Source organism: Pantoea pleuroti (genome assembly GCF_014156615.1).
GTDB lineage: Bacteria > Pseudomonadota > Gammaproteobacteria > Enterobacterales > Enterobacteriaceae > Pantoea > Pantoea agglomerans.
The window spans coordinates 81,578-99,357 of sequence record NZ_SBFD01000006.1; the positions used below are offsets into that span (position 1 = coordinate 81,578).

Annotated in this window: 20 protein-coding genes; 15 read left to right on the forward strand and 5 right to left on the reverse strand. The window is 55.9% G+C overall.

Going from position 1 to position 17,780, the window contains the following annotated elements; translation table 11 throughout:
* Positions 1–354 (forward strand): gamma-glutamylcyclotransferase family protein, encoded by a 354-nt coding sequence (locus tag EPG66_RS15035; RefSeq protein ID WP_010256451.1) that lies wholly within the window; start codon positions 1–3, stop codon positions 352–354.
* Between the two features lie 59 nt (positions 355–413).
* Here EPG66_RS15035 and ppa read toward each other — a convergent pair whose 3' ends face one another.
* The 3 genes from ppa to EPG66_RS15050 form a co-directional block, all read right to left on the reverse strand.
* The gene (gene ppa / locus EPG66_RS15040) at positions 414–944 is read right to left on the reverse strand and encodes an inorganic diphosphatase (RefSeq protein ID WP_003855519.1); all 531 of its coding nucleotides are present in this window, start codon (positions 942–944) and stop codon (positions 414–416) included.
* Between the two features lie 100 nt (positions 945–1,044).
* Positions 1,045–1,494 carry a DUF441 domain-containing protein gene (locus EPG66_RS15045; RefSeq protein WP_003855520.1) on the reverse strand — a complete coding sequence of 150 codons (450 nt, stop codon included), beginning with the start codon at positions 1,492–1,494 and terminating at the stop codon, positions 1,045–1,047.
* 61 nt (positions 1,495–1,555) lie between these two features.
* Positions 1,556–1,966: a lysozyme inhibitor LprI family protein gene (locus EPG66_RS15050; protein ID WP_064704055.1), complete on the reverse strand. Its 411-nt coding sequence runs from the start codon at positions 1,964–1,966 to the stop codon at positions 1,556–1,558.
* A gap of 169 nt (positions 1,967–2,135) precedes the next feature.
* Between EPG66_RS15050 and EPG66_RS15055 the strand changes: the two genes are divergently transcribed.
* On the forward strand, positions 2,136–3,695 hold the full coding sequence (locus EPG66_RS15055; RefSeq protein WP_031594492.1) for a methyl-accepting chemotaxis protein: 1,560 nt from the start codon (positions 2,136–2,138) through the stop codon (positions 3,693–3,695).
* Between the two features lie 62 nt (positions 3,696–3,757).
* Here the strand turns inward: EPG66_RS15055 and fbp are convergent, their stop codons facing one another.
* A complete protein-coding gene (fbp, locus tag EPG66_RS15060; protein WP_010256459.1) occupies positions 3,758–4,765 on the reverse strand; it encodes a class 1 fructose-bisphosphatase in 1,008 nt (335 codons plus the stop codon).
* 168 nt (positions 4,766–4,933) lie between these two features.
* On the opposite strand from fbp, the gene mpl reads away from it, so the two are divergent.
* Both mpl and EPG66_RS15070 read left to right on the forward strand, forming a co-directional pair.
* Complete coding sequence (mpl, locus tag EPG66_RS15065) at positions 4,934–6,286, forward strand: UDP-N-acetylmuramate:L-alanyl-gamma-D-glutamyl-meso-diaminopimelate ligase (RefSeq protein ID WP_182687380.1); 1,353 nt, start codon at positions 4,934–4,936, stop codon at positions 6,284–6,286.
* Positions 6,287–6,638: 352 nt separating this feature from the next.
* Positions 6,639–7,379, forward strand: a complete 741-nt coding sequence (locus tag EPG66_RS15070) for an oligogalacturonate-specific porin KdgM family protein (protein WP_115758027.1) — start codon at positions 6,639–6,641, stop codon at positions 7,377–7,379.
* A 40-nt stretch (positions 7,380–7,419) separates the two neighbouring features.
* Here EPG66_RS15070 and yjgA read toward each other — a convergent pair whose 3' ends face one another.
* On the reverse strand, positions 7,420–7,965 hold the full coding sequence (yjgA, locus tag EPG66_RS15075; protein WP_010256467.1) for a ribosome biogenesis factor YjgA: 546 nt from the start codon (positions 7,963–7,965) through the stop codon (positions 7,420–7,422).
* A 115-nt stretch (positions 7,966–8,080) separates the two neighbouring features.
* On the opposite strand from yjgA, the gene pmbA reads away from it, so the two are divergent.
* The 11 genes from pmbA to EPG66_RS15130 all read left to right on the forward strand — a co-directional run bounded on the left by pmbA (position 8,081) and on the right by EPG66_RS15130 (position 17,778).
* Complete coding sequence (pmbA, locus tag EPG66_RS15080) at positions 8,081–9,421, forward strand: metalloprotease PmbA (RefSeq protein ID WP_182687382.1); 1,341 nt, start codon at positions 8,081–8,083, stop codon at positions 9,419–9,421.
* 63 nt (positions 9,422–9,484) lie between these two features.
* Complete coding sequence (gene cybC, locus EPG66_RS15085; protein ID WP_031594490.1) at positions 9,485–9,871, forward strand: cytochrome b562; 387 nt, start codon at positions 9,485–9,487, stop codon at positions 9,869–9,871.
* A gap of 295 nt (positions 9,872–10,166) precedes the next feature.
* On the forward strand, positions 10,167–10,502 hold the full coding sequence (locus EPG66_RS15090) for a glycine dehydrogenase (protein WP_031594489.1): 336 nt from the start codon (positions 10,167–10,169) through the stop codon (positions 10,500–10,502).
* A 13-nt stretch (positions 10,503–10,515) separates the two neighbouring features.
* Positions 10,516–10,872: an SFCGS family glycine-rich protein gene (locus EPG66_RS15095; protein ID WP_010256477.1), complete on the forward strand. Its 357-nt coding sequence runs from the start codon at positions 10,516–10,518 to the stop codon at positions 10,870–10,872.
* Between the two features lie 2 nt (positions 10,873–10,874).
* Positions 10,875–11,174 carry a DUF4312 family protein gene (locus EPG66_RS15100; RefSeq protein ID WP_010256479.1) on the forward strand — a complete coding sequence of 100 codons (300 nt, stop codon included), beginning with the start codon at positions 10,875–10,877 and terminating at the stop codon, positions 11,172–11,174.
* A 128-nt stretch (positions 11,175–11,302) separates the two neighbouring features.
* Positions 11,303–12,079 (forward strand): DUF4311 domain-containing protein, encoded by a 777-nt coding sequence (locus tag EPG66_RS15105; protein WP_008925780.1) that lies wholly within the window; start codon positions 11,303–11,305, stop codon positions 12,077–12,079.
* An 11-nt stretch (positions 12,080–12,090) separates the two neighbouring features.
* On the forward strand, positions 12,091–12,732 hold the full coding sequence (locus tag EPG66_RS15110) for a DUF4310 family protein (protein ID WP_010256482.1): 642 nt from the start codon (positions 12,091–12,093) through the stop codon (positions 12,730–12,732).
* 43 nt (positions 12,733–12,775) lie between these two features.
* Entirely contained in the window at positions 12,776–13,906 is a 1,131-nt protein-coding gene (locus EPG66_RS15115; protein WP_182687384.1) for an amidohydrolase/deacetylase family metallohydrolase, read from the forward strand.
* Positions 13,890–15,011, forward strand: coding sequence for a DgaE family pyridoxal phosphate-dependent ammonia lyase (locus tag EPG66_RS15120; protein ID WP_182687385.1), 1,122 nt, complete (start codon positions 13,890–13,892; stop codon positions 15,009–15,011). The genes EPG66_RS15115 and EPG66_RS15120 overlap by 17 nt, the downstream gene beginning before the upstream one ends.
* Complete coding sequence (dagF, locus tag EPG66_RS15125; protein ID WP_143991037.1) at positions 15,008–15,748, forward strand: 2-dehydro-3-deoxy-phosphogluconate aldolase; 741 nt, start codon at positions 15,008–15,010, stop codon at positions 15,746–15,748. Before EPG66_RS15120 ends, dagF begins: the two co-directional genes overlap by 4 nt.
* A 107-nt stretch (positions 15,749–15,855) precedes the next feature.
* Positions 15,856–17,778: a BglG family transcription antiterminator gene (locus tag EPG66_RS15130; protein WP_031594357.1), complete on the forward strand. Its 1,923-nt coding sequence runs from the start codon at positions 15,856–15,858 to the stop codon at positions 17,776–17,778.
* The last annotated feature ends 2 nt before the right edge of the window (positions 17,779–17,780 follow it).

A 17,780-nucleotide genomic window follows, 5' to 3' on the forward strand; every position in this document is an offset into this window, starting at 1 on the left:
ATGCGAATAATTGTCTACGGCAGTTTACGGCGCAAACAGGGAAACAGTCACTGGATGACGAATGCGCAGTGGCTGGGTGATCACCAGATTGAAGGCTTTGAGCTTTACAGTCTGGGCCATTATCCCGGCGTGATTGAGGGCAATGGAGCGGTACATTGTGAGGTGTACCGCATTGATGCCTCAACCCTTGCGGAGCTGGATGCGCTTCGCACCAAAGGGGGAGAGTACAAACGTTATCTGACTCAGACGCCGTTTGGCAGTGCATGGCTTTATGTCTATCAACGCTCAGTGGCAGGACGCCAGCGCATCATGAGTGGTGACTGGCTGAAGCGCGATGAGGAGCCAGAGGCCTGAACAAAAACACCGTCCATCCGGACGGTGTTTTTTTTTCGACTCACAAACCGGCAGCAGAATTACTTCTTCTGTGCGCGCTCGTAAGAGGAGATGATTTCAGCTTTAGCGGCTTCGGCATTATCCCAGCCATCCACTTTCACCCATTTGCCTTTTTCCAGATCTTTGTAGTGCTCAAAGAAGTGGGTGATCTGTGCACGCAGCAGTTCTGGCAGGTCGTTCACATCTTTGATGTGATCGTACTCTTTAGAGAGTTTGGTGTGCGGAACGGCAACCAGCTTGGCATCTTCGCCAGACTCGTCGGTCATTTTCAGCACGCCAACCGGACGGCAGCGGATCACTGAGCCTGGAACCAGTGGATACGGGGTCGGAACCAGTACGTCAACCGGATCACCATCCAGAGAAAGGGTATGGTTGATGTAGCCGTAGTTGCACGGATAGAACATGGCGGTAGACATGAAACGGTCTACAAACAGGGCACCAGACTCTTTATCAACTTCATATTTGATCGGATCAGCATTCGCTGGGATCTCAATGACAACGTAGATATCTTCTGGCAGGTCTTTACCTGCTGGCACCTGGTTCAAACTCATCTGGCATTCCTTCAGTAGTCGTATGTTGAGTGTCGGCTATTATAGCCAACTGACTCTGAAAGTATGCCCCCTTTTTGGCGTTTCGGAATGCGCCCAAACGCTACTTAGCCGCCACAAACAGCGAAACAATGCCTGCGGCAATCAGTGGTCCTACCGGCACCCCACGGAAGAACGCCACGCCAATCACCGTACCAATCAGCAGACCACCAATCACCGAAGGCTGGACGCTCATAAAGTTCACGCCACGGCCGCCCAGCCAGGCGACAAAGATCCCTACCAGAATCGCCACAATCGACTTCCAGTTAGCAAACGACTTGATCAGCGCAGAGGCGGGCAGTGAGCCGCTTGCCAGCGGGGCCATCACCGCCACGGTAAGAATAATGATGCCTAAGGTAATGCCCTGTTTTTCTACGTAGGGGAAGAACTGAGCCAGCGGGGTGATTTTAATCGCCAGCAGCACCAGAATCGAAATCGTGACCGCGTTGTTGTGAACGAAATAACTCAGTACGGCGAGGCAAATCAGAATGATGGTCGAGGCGTAAGCAGCCATGGCTTCTCCCTGAAGGTTAATGAGTGCGCTGACTTCAGTCAGCGCAAAAGCCGGTTATCGATCAGCAGTCATCGGGGTTAGCACAGCTGCCTTTACCAAGTGACTGCAACATCAGTGCCTGATTGCGCACCAGGCTCAGGCTCTGAGCGTTCAGCGCCACGCTGCCCAGCGAGCCTTGTGTACTGAGCTGGCTGCGGCTCGCCTCAAGCCAGCTGTCGCGGTAGCTCAGCCAGGCGCGCTGTGCGACACGCAGTTTGTTTTTAGGTTCGCCGGAGAGGGTTTTCATCAGTTTGTTGTACTGCTTATTCATCTCCTGATCCCAGGCCCGATTGGCCGCAGCGTAGCACTGGTTCATGGCAAGGGTAGTAGAGGCGTCATTGAGGCAGCGGTCGGGCGAGGCGTCCTGGGGCATATCCTCTGCCAGCGCCGCCGTGCTGAGGCACAGCAGCATCAGAAGTAATCCTGGTTTCATTCTTTTCTCCGGAGAACGGATAAGCGGCGATTAGCTTGATGGATGTTCCCGTGATGATCAAGTTGTTAACACTAATCAGGGTTAAAGTTTCGCGCCGTTACTGCCGATACTTCATCCGTTTTAGGGCCGCTGGAAAATTTGCCTTTTCACATACACGGAAACTATCTGGATGAAACAGTTATCACTTCGCACGGGGTTGCTGGCCTTGCTGGCATTTATGACACTGCTGCTGTTGGCGGTGAGTTTTATGGGTATCGTGGCAATTAACAAAGGGAATCGCTCGCTGGATGTGATCAACCGCATTCAGGGGATCGAGCTGAACAGTCTTTACCAGAGCAATGCCGATCTGATGCGGGCCCGCGCTAACGCCGCGCTGGCGGTGCGTAAAATTGAAATTGGTTTACTGGAAGAGGGGGCGGCAGTAACAAAACTGTCGCAGGCGGATGTGGTCTCATCACAGCAAAGCCTGAAGCGCTTTGTGGACGCCGGAACGGTGACGGCGCACGGCAAAAAGCTGGCCGATGCGGTTTCGGCCAGTTACAAAGCCTATCTCGACCAGGGCATCAAACCGATGATGAACGCCCTGGATAAGCAATATACCGACGAGTATTACCAGCTGCTGGAAGGCAACCTGGCGACGCTGGCGGCCAGCTACAACAAGGCCGTCACGGACTTCAGCCAGCTGGCCGATCAAATCACGCAGGCCCAGCTGGCGCAGGCGGCCTACAACGAAACCAAAATGAAAATCCTGATCGCCGTGGCGGTGGTATTAACACTGCTGCTGCTGGTGCTCGCCTGGCAACTGCTGCGTCGGATGCTGCTGCAGCCGCTGAACCTGGCCATTCTCCATCTTGAGCAGGTCGCGGCGGGTGACCTCTCGCAGGTGCTGCCACCGTCGGGCAACAATGAGCTGGGGCGGCTTAATCATGCGCTCGCCGGGATGCAGCAGTCGTTGCGTACCTCGGTGAGTCAGGTGCGCGAAGCGAGTATGCAGATCGACATCGGCAGCCGTGAACTGGCCGCGGGCAACGTCAATCTGTCGCAGCGTACCGAAGAGTCCGCCGCCTCGCTGGAGCAGACTGCGGCCAGCATGGAGCAGCTCACGGCAACCGTGCGGCTTAACGCCAGCAACGCCCAGCAGGCGCACCAGCTGGCTAACGCGGTCTCTGATACCGCCGATCGCGGCGCAGAGGTGGTCTGCTACGTGATGGAAAAAATGCATGAGATTACCGACAGTGCCAATCGTATCGGCGACATTCTTGGCGTGATTGATGGTATCGCCTTCCAGACTAATATCCTGGCGCTCAACGCCGCCGTTGAAGCGGCGCGCGCAGGCGAACAGGGCCGTGGCTTTGCGGTAGTGGCAAATGAAGTGCGCACGCTGGCACAGCGCAGCGCTAACGCGGCCAAAGAGATCCGTACGCTGATTAGTGATTCACAGTCGCGGGTGAAAGAGGGCAGCGAGATGGCGACGCGGGCCGGGGAAACCATGGATGAGATTTCTGGTGAGGTCATGCGCGTAACGGCGCTGATGAAAGAGATCTCGATGGCCTCCGACGAACAGAGCCGTGGCATTGAGCAGGTCAATCTGGCGGTCACACAGATGGATGCGGCGGCGCAGCAGAACGCGGCACTGGTGGAGCAGGCAACCGCCGCGACCCAGTCGCTGGAAGCGCAGTCCGATCAGCTTCAGGCAACCATGGCGCAGTTCAGGTTGCAGACGGCGTAAAAACAGCAAGGGCGCGAAAATCGCGCCCTTGCTTTTTATATGACTTTTATATCACTGCCGGATTAACCCTGACGGCAATCCGGGAACTCGGCCAGGAAACGCTCAACGTCGTTCACCATCGCCTCGTTACCGCAGTAGAACGGGCAGCGCTGATGCAGCGTGACCGGTGGAATATCCAGAATACGCTTCTGACCGTCGCTGGCTTTACCGCCCGCCTGCTCTGCCAGGAACGCCATCGGGTTGCACTCATACAGCAGACGCAGCTTACCCTGAGGATGGCTGGCGGTGCTTGGGTAGAGGTAGATGCCGCCTTTCAGCAGATTACGATGGAAATCCGCGACCAGCGATCCGATGTAACGTGAGGTATAAGGACGGTGCGTTGGCAGATCCTCTTCCTGACAGAACTTCAGATATTTCTTCACACCCTGCGGGAAACGAATGTAGTTACCTTCGTTAATAGAGTAGGTGTAACCCGTTGGTGGATAGGTCATACGTTCGTGGCTAAGGCAGAACACACCCAGAGACGGATCGTAAGTAAACGCATGCACGCCTGCACCGGTGGTATAAACCATCATGGTGGAGGAGCCGTAAACCACGTAACCGGCAGCGACCTGCTTGTTGCCTGGCTGCATGAAGTCCGCTTCAACAACCGGCGTACCCGGCTCGCTGACGCGGCGGTAGATAGAGAAAATGGTGCCGACGGAAACGTTAACGTCGATGTTAGAAGAACCATCCAGTGGATCCATTAACACCACGTACTTACCGTTTTCTTCACCTTCAAAGATCACAAACTCGTCTTCTTCCTCAGAAGCGATACCGGCGACGATGCCGCGTGCCTTCAGTGCTGCCTTCAGTTTCTCGTTGGCAAACAGATCAAGTTTCATCTGCTGCTCACCCTGAATATTCTCGACGCCGCTGGCACCCAGAATATCCACTAAACCGGCTTTGTTGATATCGCGGTGGATGATTTTGGCACCCAGCTTAATAGCGGAAATCAGCGCTGTCAGTTCACCTGTAGCGTGCGGAAAGTCATGCTGCTTCTCGACGATAAATTCGCCCAACGTTTTCATAACACATTCCCTGAATCTTCGATGGAGTGGCAGCACGCGTAACAGTCTGCCAACGGATGCGTACGCAGTTTAGCCGATTGAACTTCAAAAACCATAGTCCTAATCCGTTTCTTCCATCTGCTAGCGGCGTTACACTGTGCGCCGAACTTTTGAGTAATGGATCACGTAATGCGCATTCACATCCTCGGGATTTGTGGCACTTTTATGGGCGGTCTGGCGATGCTGGCCCGTTCACTTGGTCATCAGGTGACCGGGTCAGACGCCAACGTTTACCCACCTATGAGTACTTTGCTTGAACAGCAAGGCATTGAATTAACAGAAGGTTACGACGCCAGCCAGCTTGACCCGGTGCCTGACCTGGTGATAATCGGCAACGCGATGACGCGGGGTAATCCTTGCGTGGAAGCAGTGCTGGAACGCAACATTCCTTACCTCTCTGGCCCGCAGTGGCTGCACGATTTCGTGCTGCGCGATCGCTGGGTGCTGGCGGTCGCGGGAACCCACGGCAAAACCACCACAGCCGGCATGGCAGCGTGGATTCTTGAGGCCTGCGGCCTTGAGCCAGGCTTTATTATTGGTGGTGTACCCGGAAACTTCGATGTCTCGGCAAAATTAGGAAAAAGTCCATTCTTCGTGATTGAGGCGGATGAGTACGACTGCGCGTTTTTCGATAAGCGTTCCAAGTTTGTCCATTACTGCCCACGTACGCTGATCCTCAATAATCTTGAGTTTGATCACGCCGATATCTTTGACGATCTGCGGGCGATCCAGAAGCAGTTCCACCATCTGGTGCGGATCGTGCCGGGCCAGGGCAAGATCCTGCTGCCGGAACATGATCCTAACCTCAAACAGGTGATGGCGATGGGCTGCTGGAGCGAACAGGAGAACGTCGGCGAGCACGGGCGCTGGCAGGCGAAGAAGCTCACTAACGATGCCTCTCACTGGGAAATCTGGCTCGACGGCGAAAAAGTCGGGGAAGTGAACTGGGCGCTGGTGGGTGAACACAATATGCACAACGGGCTGATGGCGATTGCTGCCGCGCGCCATGTGGGTGTGAAGCCGGAAGATGCAGGCCAGGCGCTGAACAGCTTTATCAATGCGCGTCGACGGCTGGAGTTGCGCGGCGAAGTGAACAGTATCAAAGTCTATGATGACTTCGCCCACCATCCGACCGCGATTCTGGCGACGCTGGCTGCCCTGCGTAGCAAAGTTGGCGGCAGAGCGCGTATCCTGGCTGTGCTGGAGCCACGCTCTAATACCATGAAGATGGGCGTCAGCAAGAACGATCTGGCACCGTCGCTGGCGCGTGCTGATGAGGTCTTTCTGTTCCAGCCGCACCATATTCCGTGGCAGGTATCAGATGTCGCAGAAGCGTGCATTCCGCCTGCGTACTGGAGCGCGGATATCGATACCCTGGTGGAAATGGTGGCCAAAGCCGCTCAGCCAGGCGACACGATTCTGGTCATGAGCAACGGCGGGTTTGGTGGCATCCACCAGAAGCTGCTGGACAGGCTGGCATAATGTCACAGGCGCCCGTTTCGGGCGCTTTTTTAAAAGCGTTATTCCCGGAAATATTATTCCCTCAATAAATCCCGCATATTTTTGAATTCGATCTGCTCACTCTTCCTGCCGTTGCCATATTTTTCTTATTAGTGTCTGAAACAGAAAGGCCGCTCTCGCCGGTTATTTCTAGCATCATCCCTGTTGTTGCTGAGGAATAACAATTAAAGCCTTAAGGTTAAAGGAATAAATAACGGGTTATCTTTATGCGCGGTCTTATATTGATGAATATTTTAAATATAAGTTAACTTTGAGTTAAATGAATGAGTTCGGATAATTCATTGCTCTGATTACCACTAATAAGGATGTTCATATGGGAAATAATATTTCATTGCCGTTTTTGCTGGGCGCCGCGCTGTTATGCAGTTCTGCTGCGGCGCTGGCCACTGCCACCGTTGATTACCGGCATGAGTACCGCCTTCGCGACCGCACGCACTACGACAAGCTGGGTCTGAGCACCACGCTGCCGGACAATATGTTTCTCGGCGTCGAAACCAAATTCAAAACCGGCGGCGCCGATCCAAAAGACAAATATTATAACGACACCGTGTTAAATGTGGTGGAGGTGACATTTCTGAAATCGTATTACTGGGGGAACTGGACAGTGTCGCCTTTTATTCAGCCAGAGTTTAACTCCTCGCGCACTGAATGGAAATTTGGTGTGGCACCCTGGTATAAATTTAATGATCGCTGGTCTCTCGGTGGCCTTTATCGTCTTGAGCTGACCGATTATGCACATGACGATCAATGCCGTACCGGAGGTATTGATTATTGCGATACTGACCGGCATCGCACTGCCAACCGTTTTGATCTCTATCTGCGAAATAAAAGCGATCGGCTAACCACTACGTATAAGCTGGTGTATAAGCACGCGGATGCGAAACTCTTTGCCAATAAACATGATGATTACGAACAGGAGTTACAGTTCGATTATGCGCTTGGCAACGATCGCGTCTGGGTGCCTTATGTCACCTTTGGCGATATCGGACGTTCTGCGACATCGAGCGAACGCCAGCTGCGGCTGCGTACCGGTATTCTCTACATCTATCGATGAATGCGCTGCCGGGAGGCGGGCGAGGCTGCCCGCCATGGCGTTACTTCGCTTCGGCCAGTTCGCGCAGATACTGGAAAATCTGACGGGCAGACTTCGGCGGCTTGCTGCCCGCTTTCTCTTTCTGCGCGTTACGGATCATGCTGCGTAACTGCTGACGATCGGCATCGGGATAAAGCGCAATCACGTCGCCCATCGCTTCATCACCCTGTTCAATCAGACGATCGCGCAGCATTTCCAGTTTATGGAACAGCGCAACCTGCTGGTTATGGCGATTATTGAGCTTGTCCAGCGCAACGCGGATCGGCTCCACATCAATACTGCGCAGCAGTTTACCGATCAGCTGCAGCTGACGGCGGCGACCCTCTTTCTTGATGCGCTGTGCCAGTTCAACTTCGGTACGCAGGCGCTCATCCAGCGGGATTTTATCCAGCGAGTTTTTACCCAGATCAACCAGTTCGGCACCCAGGCGCTTTAACTCTTCTGCATCGCGTTTAATTTCACTCTTACTGACCCAGATAATCTCTTCATCTTCTTCTTCGTCATTATCTGGCACATCGTCGAGCCACTCATCGGGCTGTTTGGTCATTTCCGGGCTCCCAAAAAAAAGAGGCTAATCCTACCAGTTTATCGGGTGACTGCGAAATTGTTCTCTGACTCTGATAGACTCAAATCATTCACACATAAGATTAGACGGCAGGTCGATGAACGTATCTACTCAGGTTGCAGAACAGCGAAAAGTACTGGAGCAGGCCATTGCGCAGGCACTTGAACTGGCTAAAGCAAGCACTGACAGCGCGGAAGTGGCAGTCAGTAAAACCACCGGCATCGGGGTCAGCACCCGCTATGGCGAAGTGGAAAACGTCGAATTCAACAGCGACGGTGCGCTGGGCATCACCGTCTATCATCAGAATCGTAAAGGCAGCGCCTCATCGACCGACCTCAGCCCGGACGCGATCAAACGCACCGTGCAGGCGGCGATTGATATTGCACGCTATACCTCGCCCGATCCCTTTGCCGGTCCGGCCGACGCAGAGCTGCTGGCCTATGATGCGCCAGACCTGGATCTCTACCATCCGTGGGAGATTGATGCTGACCGCGCCATTGAACTGGCTGCGCAGGCGGAACAGGCATCACTGCGCGCCGACAAGCGTATTACCAATACCGAAGGTGGCAGCTTCAACAGCCATGTCGGCATCAAAGTCTTTGGCAACAGCCACGGTATGTTGCAGAGCTACTGCTCAAGCCGTCACTCGCTCTCCAGCAGCGTGATTGCCGAGCAGGATGGCAACATGGAGCGCGACTACGCCTACACCATTGGCCGCGCGTTTGAAGATTTGAAGAGCCCGGAGTGGGTCGGTGCAGAGTGCGCGCGCCGCACGCTCTCCCGTCTGGCACCGCGTAAACTTCCGACCATGAAAGCCCCGGTGATTTTCGCCTCAGAAGTGGCAACCGGCTTATTTGGTCATCTGGTTGGCGCGATCAGCGGCGGCAACGTTTACCGTAAATCGACCTTCCTGCTGGATTCTATGGGTCAGCAGATCCTGCCGGAGTGGCTCACCATCAATGAACAGCCGCATCTGCTGAAAGGGATCGCCTCCACGCCATTCGACAGCGAAGGGGTGCGTACCCAGGCGCGCGACATCATTAAAGATGGCGTGCTGCAGACCTGGCTGTTAACCAGCTACTCAGCCCGCAAACTGGGCCTGACCAGCACCGGTCACGCTGGCGGCATTCATAACTGGCGCATTGCCGGCCAGGGCCACAGCTTTGACGACCTGCTGAAGCAGATGGGCACCGGGTTAGTGGTGACCGAACTGATGGGTCAGGGCGTCAGCGCGATTACCGGTGATTACTCACGCGGTGCGGCCGGATTCTGGGTCGAGAATGGCGTTATTCAGTACCCGGTCAGCGAAGTGACTATCGCCGGAAATCTCAAAGAGATGTGGCGCAACATGGTGACCATCGGTGACGATATTGAAACCCGCAGCAATATCCAGTGCGGTTCAGTGTTACTGCCTGAGATGAAGATAGCGGGACAATAAAGATGGATTCCTGAAGCAGCCGGTTGGCTGCTTTTTTTTCATCACAATAAAAAGGAAGTAATGATGCGTAAGCATGTGATTGCAATGTTGTCGGCTTCTCTGTTGTTCTCCAGCGTCAGTCTCTATGCGGCGGATCTGGAGCAGGATATGGATACACTGAATGCGAACCTGAAAATCGTCAAAAAAAGTGACAATGCCCAGGAGATGCAGCAGGCGTTAACCAAAATGCGTGCCGCGGCACAGGATGCGCGAAAGGGCACGCCGGATAAGCTGGAAGGCCAGCCGGCTGACAGTCCACAGGTGAAAGATTTCCATGCCGGTATCGACTCGCTGATCGCGCAGATCGATGTGGTCAGCACGCTGGCGAAAGCCAACAACGTGGATGGTGCAAAGCGCGAAGCAGCGAAGTTCGACGACATCCGCAATACTAACCATAAGAAATTCCGTTAATCAGATCGCCGGTCAGCCCGACCGGCGGTTTTTTACCATCACTTCTGCTTATCACCGCACCCTGAACCCCCGCGCGTCCGGCTTGTCGCCGCACAACATCGCCGCCTTTCACGATTTAATCCATCAAATTGCGCATTTTGCGACGCATGTCGCACTAAGCATGCAGCCTGCGATCTGACGCACAACCTTCACTTCAATTTCCACTTGCTGCTGGAAATGTTGCCTCTCCACAGCCGGGGCGATGACCGTTAATTTGTTTTTAACGCGAATTATCCGGTTTAACAGGAGTAGCAAGGTGAGTAATAACGGCGTCCCGGTGTATGAAGCGGCACCTGAGAAAGTGCAACAGCTGGCTGACAGCGTGATGACGCAGATTGCTGCGATCTATCAGCAGCAGGGTATTCAGCCCAATGCGGTTCAGCAGCAGATGCTGCAATCGCATGTCGGTGCCATGGCGTCACGCTCGCTGAGCGGTGAGCCGCTGCCGGAAGTGGAAGCGGAGCTGTTTGAAGATATTCCGCCGGAAACGTTAGCGCTGGCGCAGCAGGTCGTCGATCTGTTTGGCAATCTGCCCCGCGAAGAGGCCTGGCTGCTGTCAGTGCATATTGAAGTCGCGCGATCAAACAACTAGAGAGGAACACAACATGGTAACAGTAGTGATTGGCGATCGTTTAGGTAAAGGACAGAAAGTAGCTGCGGGCATCGAAAAAGCGGGTGGCCGTGCCGTCGTGGTGCCAGGTGTCGCCGCTGACATGAAACTGGGTGACGTGATGAAGGCGGAAAACGCCGATTTCGGCATCTCGTTCTGCGGCAGCGGCGGCGCTGGTGCTATCACCGCTCAGAACAAATATGGCTACAAAGCAAAGCATGGCATGCGTTCTGTCGACGAAGGCGTCACCGCCATCAATGAAGGTGCCACGGTGCTGGGCTTCGGCTTTATGGATAAAGAAGAGTTAGGCGAGCGGCTGGTGCAGGCCTGGAACAAGAAGCACGGCAGCTGATTATGAAAGAACAATACGTTACCCAGGTGACGGTCGAGGGCAAAGGCGACACCAAAGCGAAAGCCTTTGCCGATGCCCTGAGTCGTGTGCAGAACCAGGTTCTGCGCGCGACGCAAAAAATTCTGCTGCGCATTGAACCTCAGGATGTCCGGGTGCTGCGCGCGCAGGAGAGCGTCAAAACCGAGAAGTTTCTCTTCTTCTTTCTGGCGCGCCAACGGCGGAGCTTCAGCGTCACGCTGGAGATCACCGTCAGCGTCACCGTTTTCGACACCGAACAGGTGGCGTTCACGGCGGCATCGTAAAACAGAGCCTGTTAACGCCAGCCAGCCGTTTGCCCGATGCTCTGCTGTCGCGACATCGCGATGATCAGGCGTGGGCGATGCGGTGGCGTGCGATAGGGCAGGTAAAAACGACAACAAGGTACAACAACATGTTTTTAATCATTTTGTTTAAGTCGTTGATCATTGGCGGGCTGGTAGGGGTCGGCGTCGGCGCGGGTGCGGCGCGCATGTTCCACGCGCCAACCACTCAGGGCATGGGCGCTTTCCGTACGCTGGGCGAGCTGAACTCTTGCGAGGGCGATCCGGCATCCCACTTCTCCTTTGGTCTTGGCTTCTTTTTCAATGCCTGGGCATCATCTGTCGCAGCCGGTTCATTCACTCAGGATGTGGATCATCGCATCATTCCAAACTGGGGTGCGGCCGCCTTGATGGTGAAGAATCGTAATGTGGCGGAGACGCTGCACGATCCGAAAAAAATGGCCATCGCCTGCGGCATCATCGGCATGATCGTGGTCGCCTTCCTCAACTCCACCGCCTCGGCTGTTCCGGCTGCACTGCAGGTCACGGCGGTCAAAGTGCTGGTGCCCGCCGCTAACCTGCTGGTGAACACCGTCATGCCGGTGATCTTCTGGCTGGCGGCAATCGACGCGGGCAAAAAGTCAGGCTTCTGGGCCACCATTTTTGGCGGTCTGGCGCAGCTGATCATGGGCAATGCCGTGCCGGGACTGGTGCTGGGTATCCTGATCGGTAAAGGCGTTGAAGAGAGCGGCTGGAACCGGGTCACCAAAGTCATGATGACCGCCATCGTGCTGCTGTTTGTGCTGAGCGGCTTCTTCCGTGGTTTCGACATGAAGCTGCTGCAGTCCTTCCAGCTCGGCATTCCCGGCTGGCTCGACATGATCCACAACTCAGTCAGCGGCAAATAAGAGGCGATGCGATGAACGAAAATAAAGGCTTCTGGTACGCCGACTGGTCTTTCCCGATCTTTGTTGGCCTGCTCTCTTCTGGCGTCTTTGCCGGGACACACATGTATTACCTCTATGGCATCGGCGCGTTCAACGAAGTGGCGTTTGTGTCGATGCTGCGCGCAGGCATGGAGACCGGCGTCTACGGCGCGGTCGCTGCCTTTGGTGCCAGCTTCCTGTTCGCCCGTATCATCGAAGGCTCGCTGGTGGGCATTCTGGATATCGGCGGGGCGATTCAGACCGGCGTCGGGCTGGGCGTTCCGGCACTGCTGCTGGGTGCGGGCATTGTCTTCCCGGTGGCGAACTTCGCTGCCTCGCTGGCGACGGGCCTGGTAATTGGTGTGGCGATTGGCTACCTGATTATTCTGGCGCGTAAATTCACCATCAATCAGAGCGACTCAACCTACGGCGCAGACGTGATGATGGGGGCGGGTAATGCCTCGGGGCGCTTTCTGGGGCCGCTGATCATCCTGTCAGCCATGGCGGCATCCATTCCGATTGGCCTGGGTTCGCTGCTGGGCGCGCTGCTCTTCTATCTCTGGAACAAGCCCATTACCGGCGGCGCCATCCTCGGCGCGATGATCCTCGGGGCACTGTTTCCGATTGCTCTCTGATCTCACCGGCAGCCCGGCAGCGGGCTGCCGTTAAGGAGAAACCATGTACGACTTGATTATTCGCGGTGCGCGTCTCAGCGATGAGCAGGTGGTCGACATTGCGCTGCAGGATGGCCGCATCGCCGCCATAGGCAAGGTGCAGGGCAACGCACAGCACGAGCGCGATCTGGCTGGCCGTTACTACCTCAGCGCAGGCTGGATCGACTCCCACGTTCACTGCTATCCCAAATCACCGATTTATCATGATGAAGCGGATGCGATTGGTGTTGCGCATGGCGTCACCACGGTTGTCGATGCGGGCAGCACCGGCGCAGAGCACATTGATGACTTTTACCGGCTGACACGCGCGGCACAGACCCAGGTTTATGCGCTGATCAATATCGCCCGCACTGGCATCGTCACCCAGAATGAGCTGGCTGACATGAAACAGATAGATGGCGAGGCGGTGCAGCAGGCGGTGGCGCGGCTGCCCGATTTTATTGTCGGCCTTAAGGCGCGCATCAGCAGCAGCGTGGTGGGCGAGAATGGTGTGCAACCGCTGATCAAAGCGAAGGCGATCCAGCAGGAAACCGGCGGGCTGCCGCTGATGGTTCACATTGGCAATAATCCGCCCAATCTCGACCAGATTGCGGATCTGCTCACCACGGGCGACATCATCACGCACTGCTTTAACGGCAAACCCAACCGTATCCTGACGCCGCAGGGCGAACTCAAAGCAGCGGTAAAACAGGCTATCGCGCGTGGCGTCAAACTCGATGTCGGCCACGGCAGTGCCAGCTTCAGCTTTGAAGTCGCCCGCGCGGCGATTGCGCAGGGCATTCTGCCCGACACCATCAGCTCTGACATCTACTGCCGCAATCGTCTGGCCGGACCGGTTCACAACCTGGCGCATGTGATGTCGAAATTTTTCAGTGTCGGTATGACGCTGCCGCAGGTGATTGACTGCGTAACGGTCAATGCGGCGGCAGGACTGCGCCTGCATCGCAAAGGCCAGCTGAAAGTCGGCTACGACGCCGATCTGACTGTGTTTAGCGTCAAAGAGGAAACCCGGCCATTCATCGATTCAGAAGGTGAACAGGTCGCAGGTGAGAAGCATCTGGTCCCGCTGGCGGCCGTCGTTGCTGGTACGTGGATCGCGACTGAAGAAGGAATAGCGCATGACCTCGGTATATGAAAAGTATGGCCTGAAGCCGGTGATTAACGCCTCTGGCCGTATGACGATCCTCGGCGTCTCTACGCCATCGAGTGAGGTGATCGATACGGTAAAATATGGCCTCGATCACTACTTCGAAATGAAAGATCTGGTGGATAAGACCGGTGCTTATATCGCCGGTCTGCTGAAGGTGGAGAACGCGCTGGTGGTCTCCTGCGCCTCGGCCGGTATCGCCCAGAGCGTGGCGGCGGTGATTGTGAAAGACAACGACTGGCTGGTGGATAACCTGCATGCCGCGCCGCTGACCGTCCCGCATCAGATTGTGGTGCCGAAAGGGCACAACGTGAACTATGGCGCACCGGTCGGCAGCATGGTGGCACTGGGTGGCGGACAACTGGTGGAAGCGGGTTACAGCAACGAGTGCTCACCCGCCCAGCTGGCGGCGGCGATCACCCCACAGACCGCGGCGATCCTCTATGTAAAATCGCACCACTGTGTGCAGAAGAGCCATCTCAATGTGGCGCAGGCCGCAGCCGTTGCGCGCCAGCATGGCGTCCCGCTGATCGTCGATGCGGCGGCTGAAGAGGATCTGCAATGCTACTACCAGGCGGGGGCAGATCTGGTGATCTACAGCGGAGCAAAAGCCATTGAAGGGCCGACCAGCGGACTGGTGATTGGCCGACACCACTACGTTGAGTGGGTCAAACGCCAGACCAACGGCATTGGCCGCGCGATGAAAGTGGGCAAAGAGGGGATCCTGGGGCTGACCCAGGCGATTGAAAACTATCTGACGCAGCCAAAAATCAGCGGCGCGCAGATGGCAGAAAAAATGACGCCGTTCATTGAACAGCTCAACGGTCTGAATGGCGTGACGGCCCGGGTAGTGTGGGACGCAGCCGGACGCGACATCGCCCGTGCTGAGATCAAGTTCGACGAAGCCGCGATCCAGCAGCGCACCGGCGATCTGGTGCAGGCGCTGAAAAACGGCGATGTGGCGATCTACTTCCGTGGATACAAAGCAAACGAAGGGATCATTGAGGCGGACGTACGCAGCGTCAGCGCCGATCAACTGCACACTATTTTCACCCGCATTCAGGCACTGTTAAACGGAGAGAAAAACGCATGACGCTGACCCCCAATTTCTATCAGGATCGTCTCTGCCTTAACGTACTGGCGGGATCGAAAGAGAATGCGAGCGCTATCTGGCAGGCGGCAGAAGGGCATGTGCTGGTCGGCGTGCTGTCGAAAAACTACGCCAGCAATGAAGCCGCTATCGCCGATATGCGCGAGTATGCCGCGCTGATCGATAATGCGCTCTCGATTGGTCTGGGTGCGGGCGATCCTAACCAGTCACAGATGGTGAGTGAGATCGCGGCAGTGCTGCAACCGCAGCATGTGAATCAGGTCTTTACCGGCGTCGCCACCAGCCGTGCGCTGCTGGGGCAGTCGCAGACGATAGTGAACGGTCTGATCTCGCCCACCGGCACGCCAGGGCAGGTGAAAATCTCCACCGGACCGCGCAGCTCAAAACAGCGTGACGGGATTGTGCCCGTCGAAACGGCGATCGCGATGCTGCAGGATATGGGCGGCAGCTCGGTAAAATATTTCCCGATGGGCGGTCTGCAGGCGGTGGATGAGTATCGCGCTGTGGCGGAAGCCTGTGCAAAGCTGGATTTCTGGCTGGAGCCAACCGGCGGCATCGATCTGGAAAATTTCGGTGAGATCGTGCGCATAGCGCTGGAGTCGGGCGTCAGCAAAGTGATCCCGCACGTCTACAGTTCGATCATCGACAAAGCCAGCGGAGAGACCCGCGTTGAAGATGTGAAGCAGTTACTGGCCATCTGTAAAACGCTGCTGGCTTAGAGATCAACACGATCTGCCTGTTACAGGCAGATCGCGCAACATGGACGTTGCGAGACGATCTCCGTAGGCTGATGTTCCCTATTTCTGTCTGCAAACAGGTAACGCTTGTGAGATTTCCCAATCAGCGCCTTGCGCAACTGTTCGATGCCATGCAAAACGAAACGCTGCCTCAGGATGAGCTGGCGCGGCGTTTCGCCGTCTCGACACGCACCGTGCGTACCGATATCACGGCGCTGAATGCGCTGCTGGCAGAACATGGCGCGCAGTTTGTCCTCAATCGTGGCGCGGGCTATCAGCTGAAGATTGAGGATGCTCAGCGCTTTCAGCATCTGCAACAGCATACCGCGTCGCCGCTGCGGGTGCCGCGCACCTCGCCGGATCGGGTTCGCTACCTGCTGACCCGCTTTCTTACCGCCGCCTATTCCCTGAAACTTGAAGAGCTGGCAGAGGAGTGGTTTGTCAGCCGCGCCACCCTGCAGAATGATATGGCGGAGGTGCGCGAATGGCTGGGGCGCTATCACCTCACCATTGAGAGCAAGCCACACTACGGCATGAAGCTGTTTGGCAGCGAAGTGGCAATTCGTACCTGCCTGACCGACCTGTTATGGCAAATCGATCAGGCGCAGCCCGAGAGCCCGCTGCTCACTATCGAAGCGCTGAACAGCGGCATGCTGGAGACGCTGCGCCCGCTGCTGCAAAGCTGTTTTGCTCAGCACAACATTCGGCTCAGCGATGAGGGTGAACGCTATCTGCGGCTTTACTGCGCCGTGGCGGTGCGGCGCATCAGTGAAGGCTATCCGCTTAACGATCCGGGTGCAGAGGAGATTGGTGATGAGGTGCGTGAAGCGGCCCATCACCTGATTAATCTGATGCGTCCGCTGGTCAGCAAACCGATTTCACCGGCGGAAGAGAACTGGCTGCGGGTCAATATCGCCGCGCGACGCATTCAGGCGATTGCTCCCAGCGCCATCAATGCTGATGACGCCGACGCGCTGGTGGATTATCTGCTCAGCTTTATCAACACCCATTACAACTTCAATCTGCAAAACGATCAGCAGCTGCGTGCTGACCTGCTCACCCACATCAAAACCATGATTACGCGGGTGCGCTATCAGATTCATATTCCCAACCCGCTGCTCAGCAACATCAAACAGCACTATCCCATGGCCTATGATGTCACCTTAGCGGCGGTGACCAGCTGGGGAAAATATACCCCTTACGTGATCACCGAGAATGAGATTGGCTTTCTGGTGCTGCATATCGGTGTCGGGCTGGAGCGCCACTATGACGTCGGTTATCAGCGTCATCCGCAGGTGCTGCTGGTCTGCGACAGCGGTAACTCTACGCTGCGAATGATTGAGGCGATGCTGCTGCGCAAATATCCGCAGTTGCAGGTCACGGCCCGCCTGTCCCAGCGCGAGTATGAGGCGCGCAGCCGCATCGACGAAGATTTTGTTATCTCTACCATCCGGCTCAGCGAAAAAGAGAAACCGGTAGTGGTGATGTCGCCGTTTCCCACCGGTTTTCAGCTGGAACAGATTGGCAAGCTGGTGCTGGTGGACCGTACCCGGCCCTATATGCTGGCGAAATTTTTTGATGCCCAGCACTTTCATATCGTCGACAGGCCGATGACCCAGTCTGAACTGTTTCGCCAGCTGTGCGATCAACTGGAGGCGGAGGGATTTGTGGATGCGGCGTTCTATCCGTCGGTTGAAGAGCGCGAAGCGATTGTCAGCACCATGCTCGGCGAAGGCATTGCGCTGCCGCACTCGCTGGGGCTGCTGGCAAAGAAAACCGTGGTTTACACCGTGCTGGCGCCGCACGGCATCGCCTGGGGAGACGATACTGCCTATGTCATTTTCCTGCTGGCGATCAGCAAAAGTGAATATGAAGAGGCGATGGCGATATACGATCTGTTTGTGACGTTCCTGCGTGAAAGGGCGATGACCCGCCTGCGGGACAGCACCGATTTCACCCGCTTCAGGGCAGTGGCGATGGATTGCCTGAGCCGCTCGTGGCCCTCGCCCTGAAT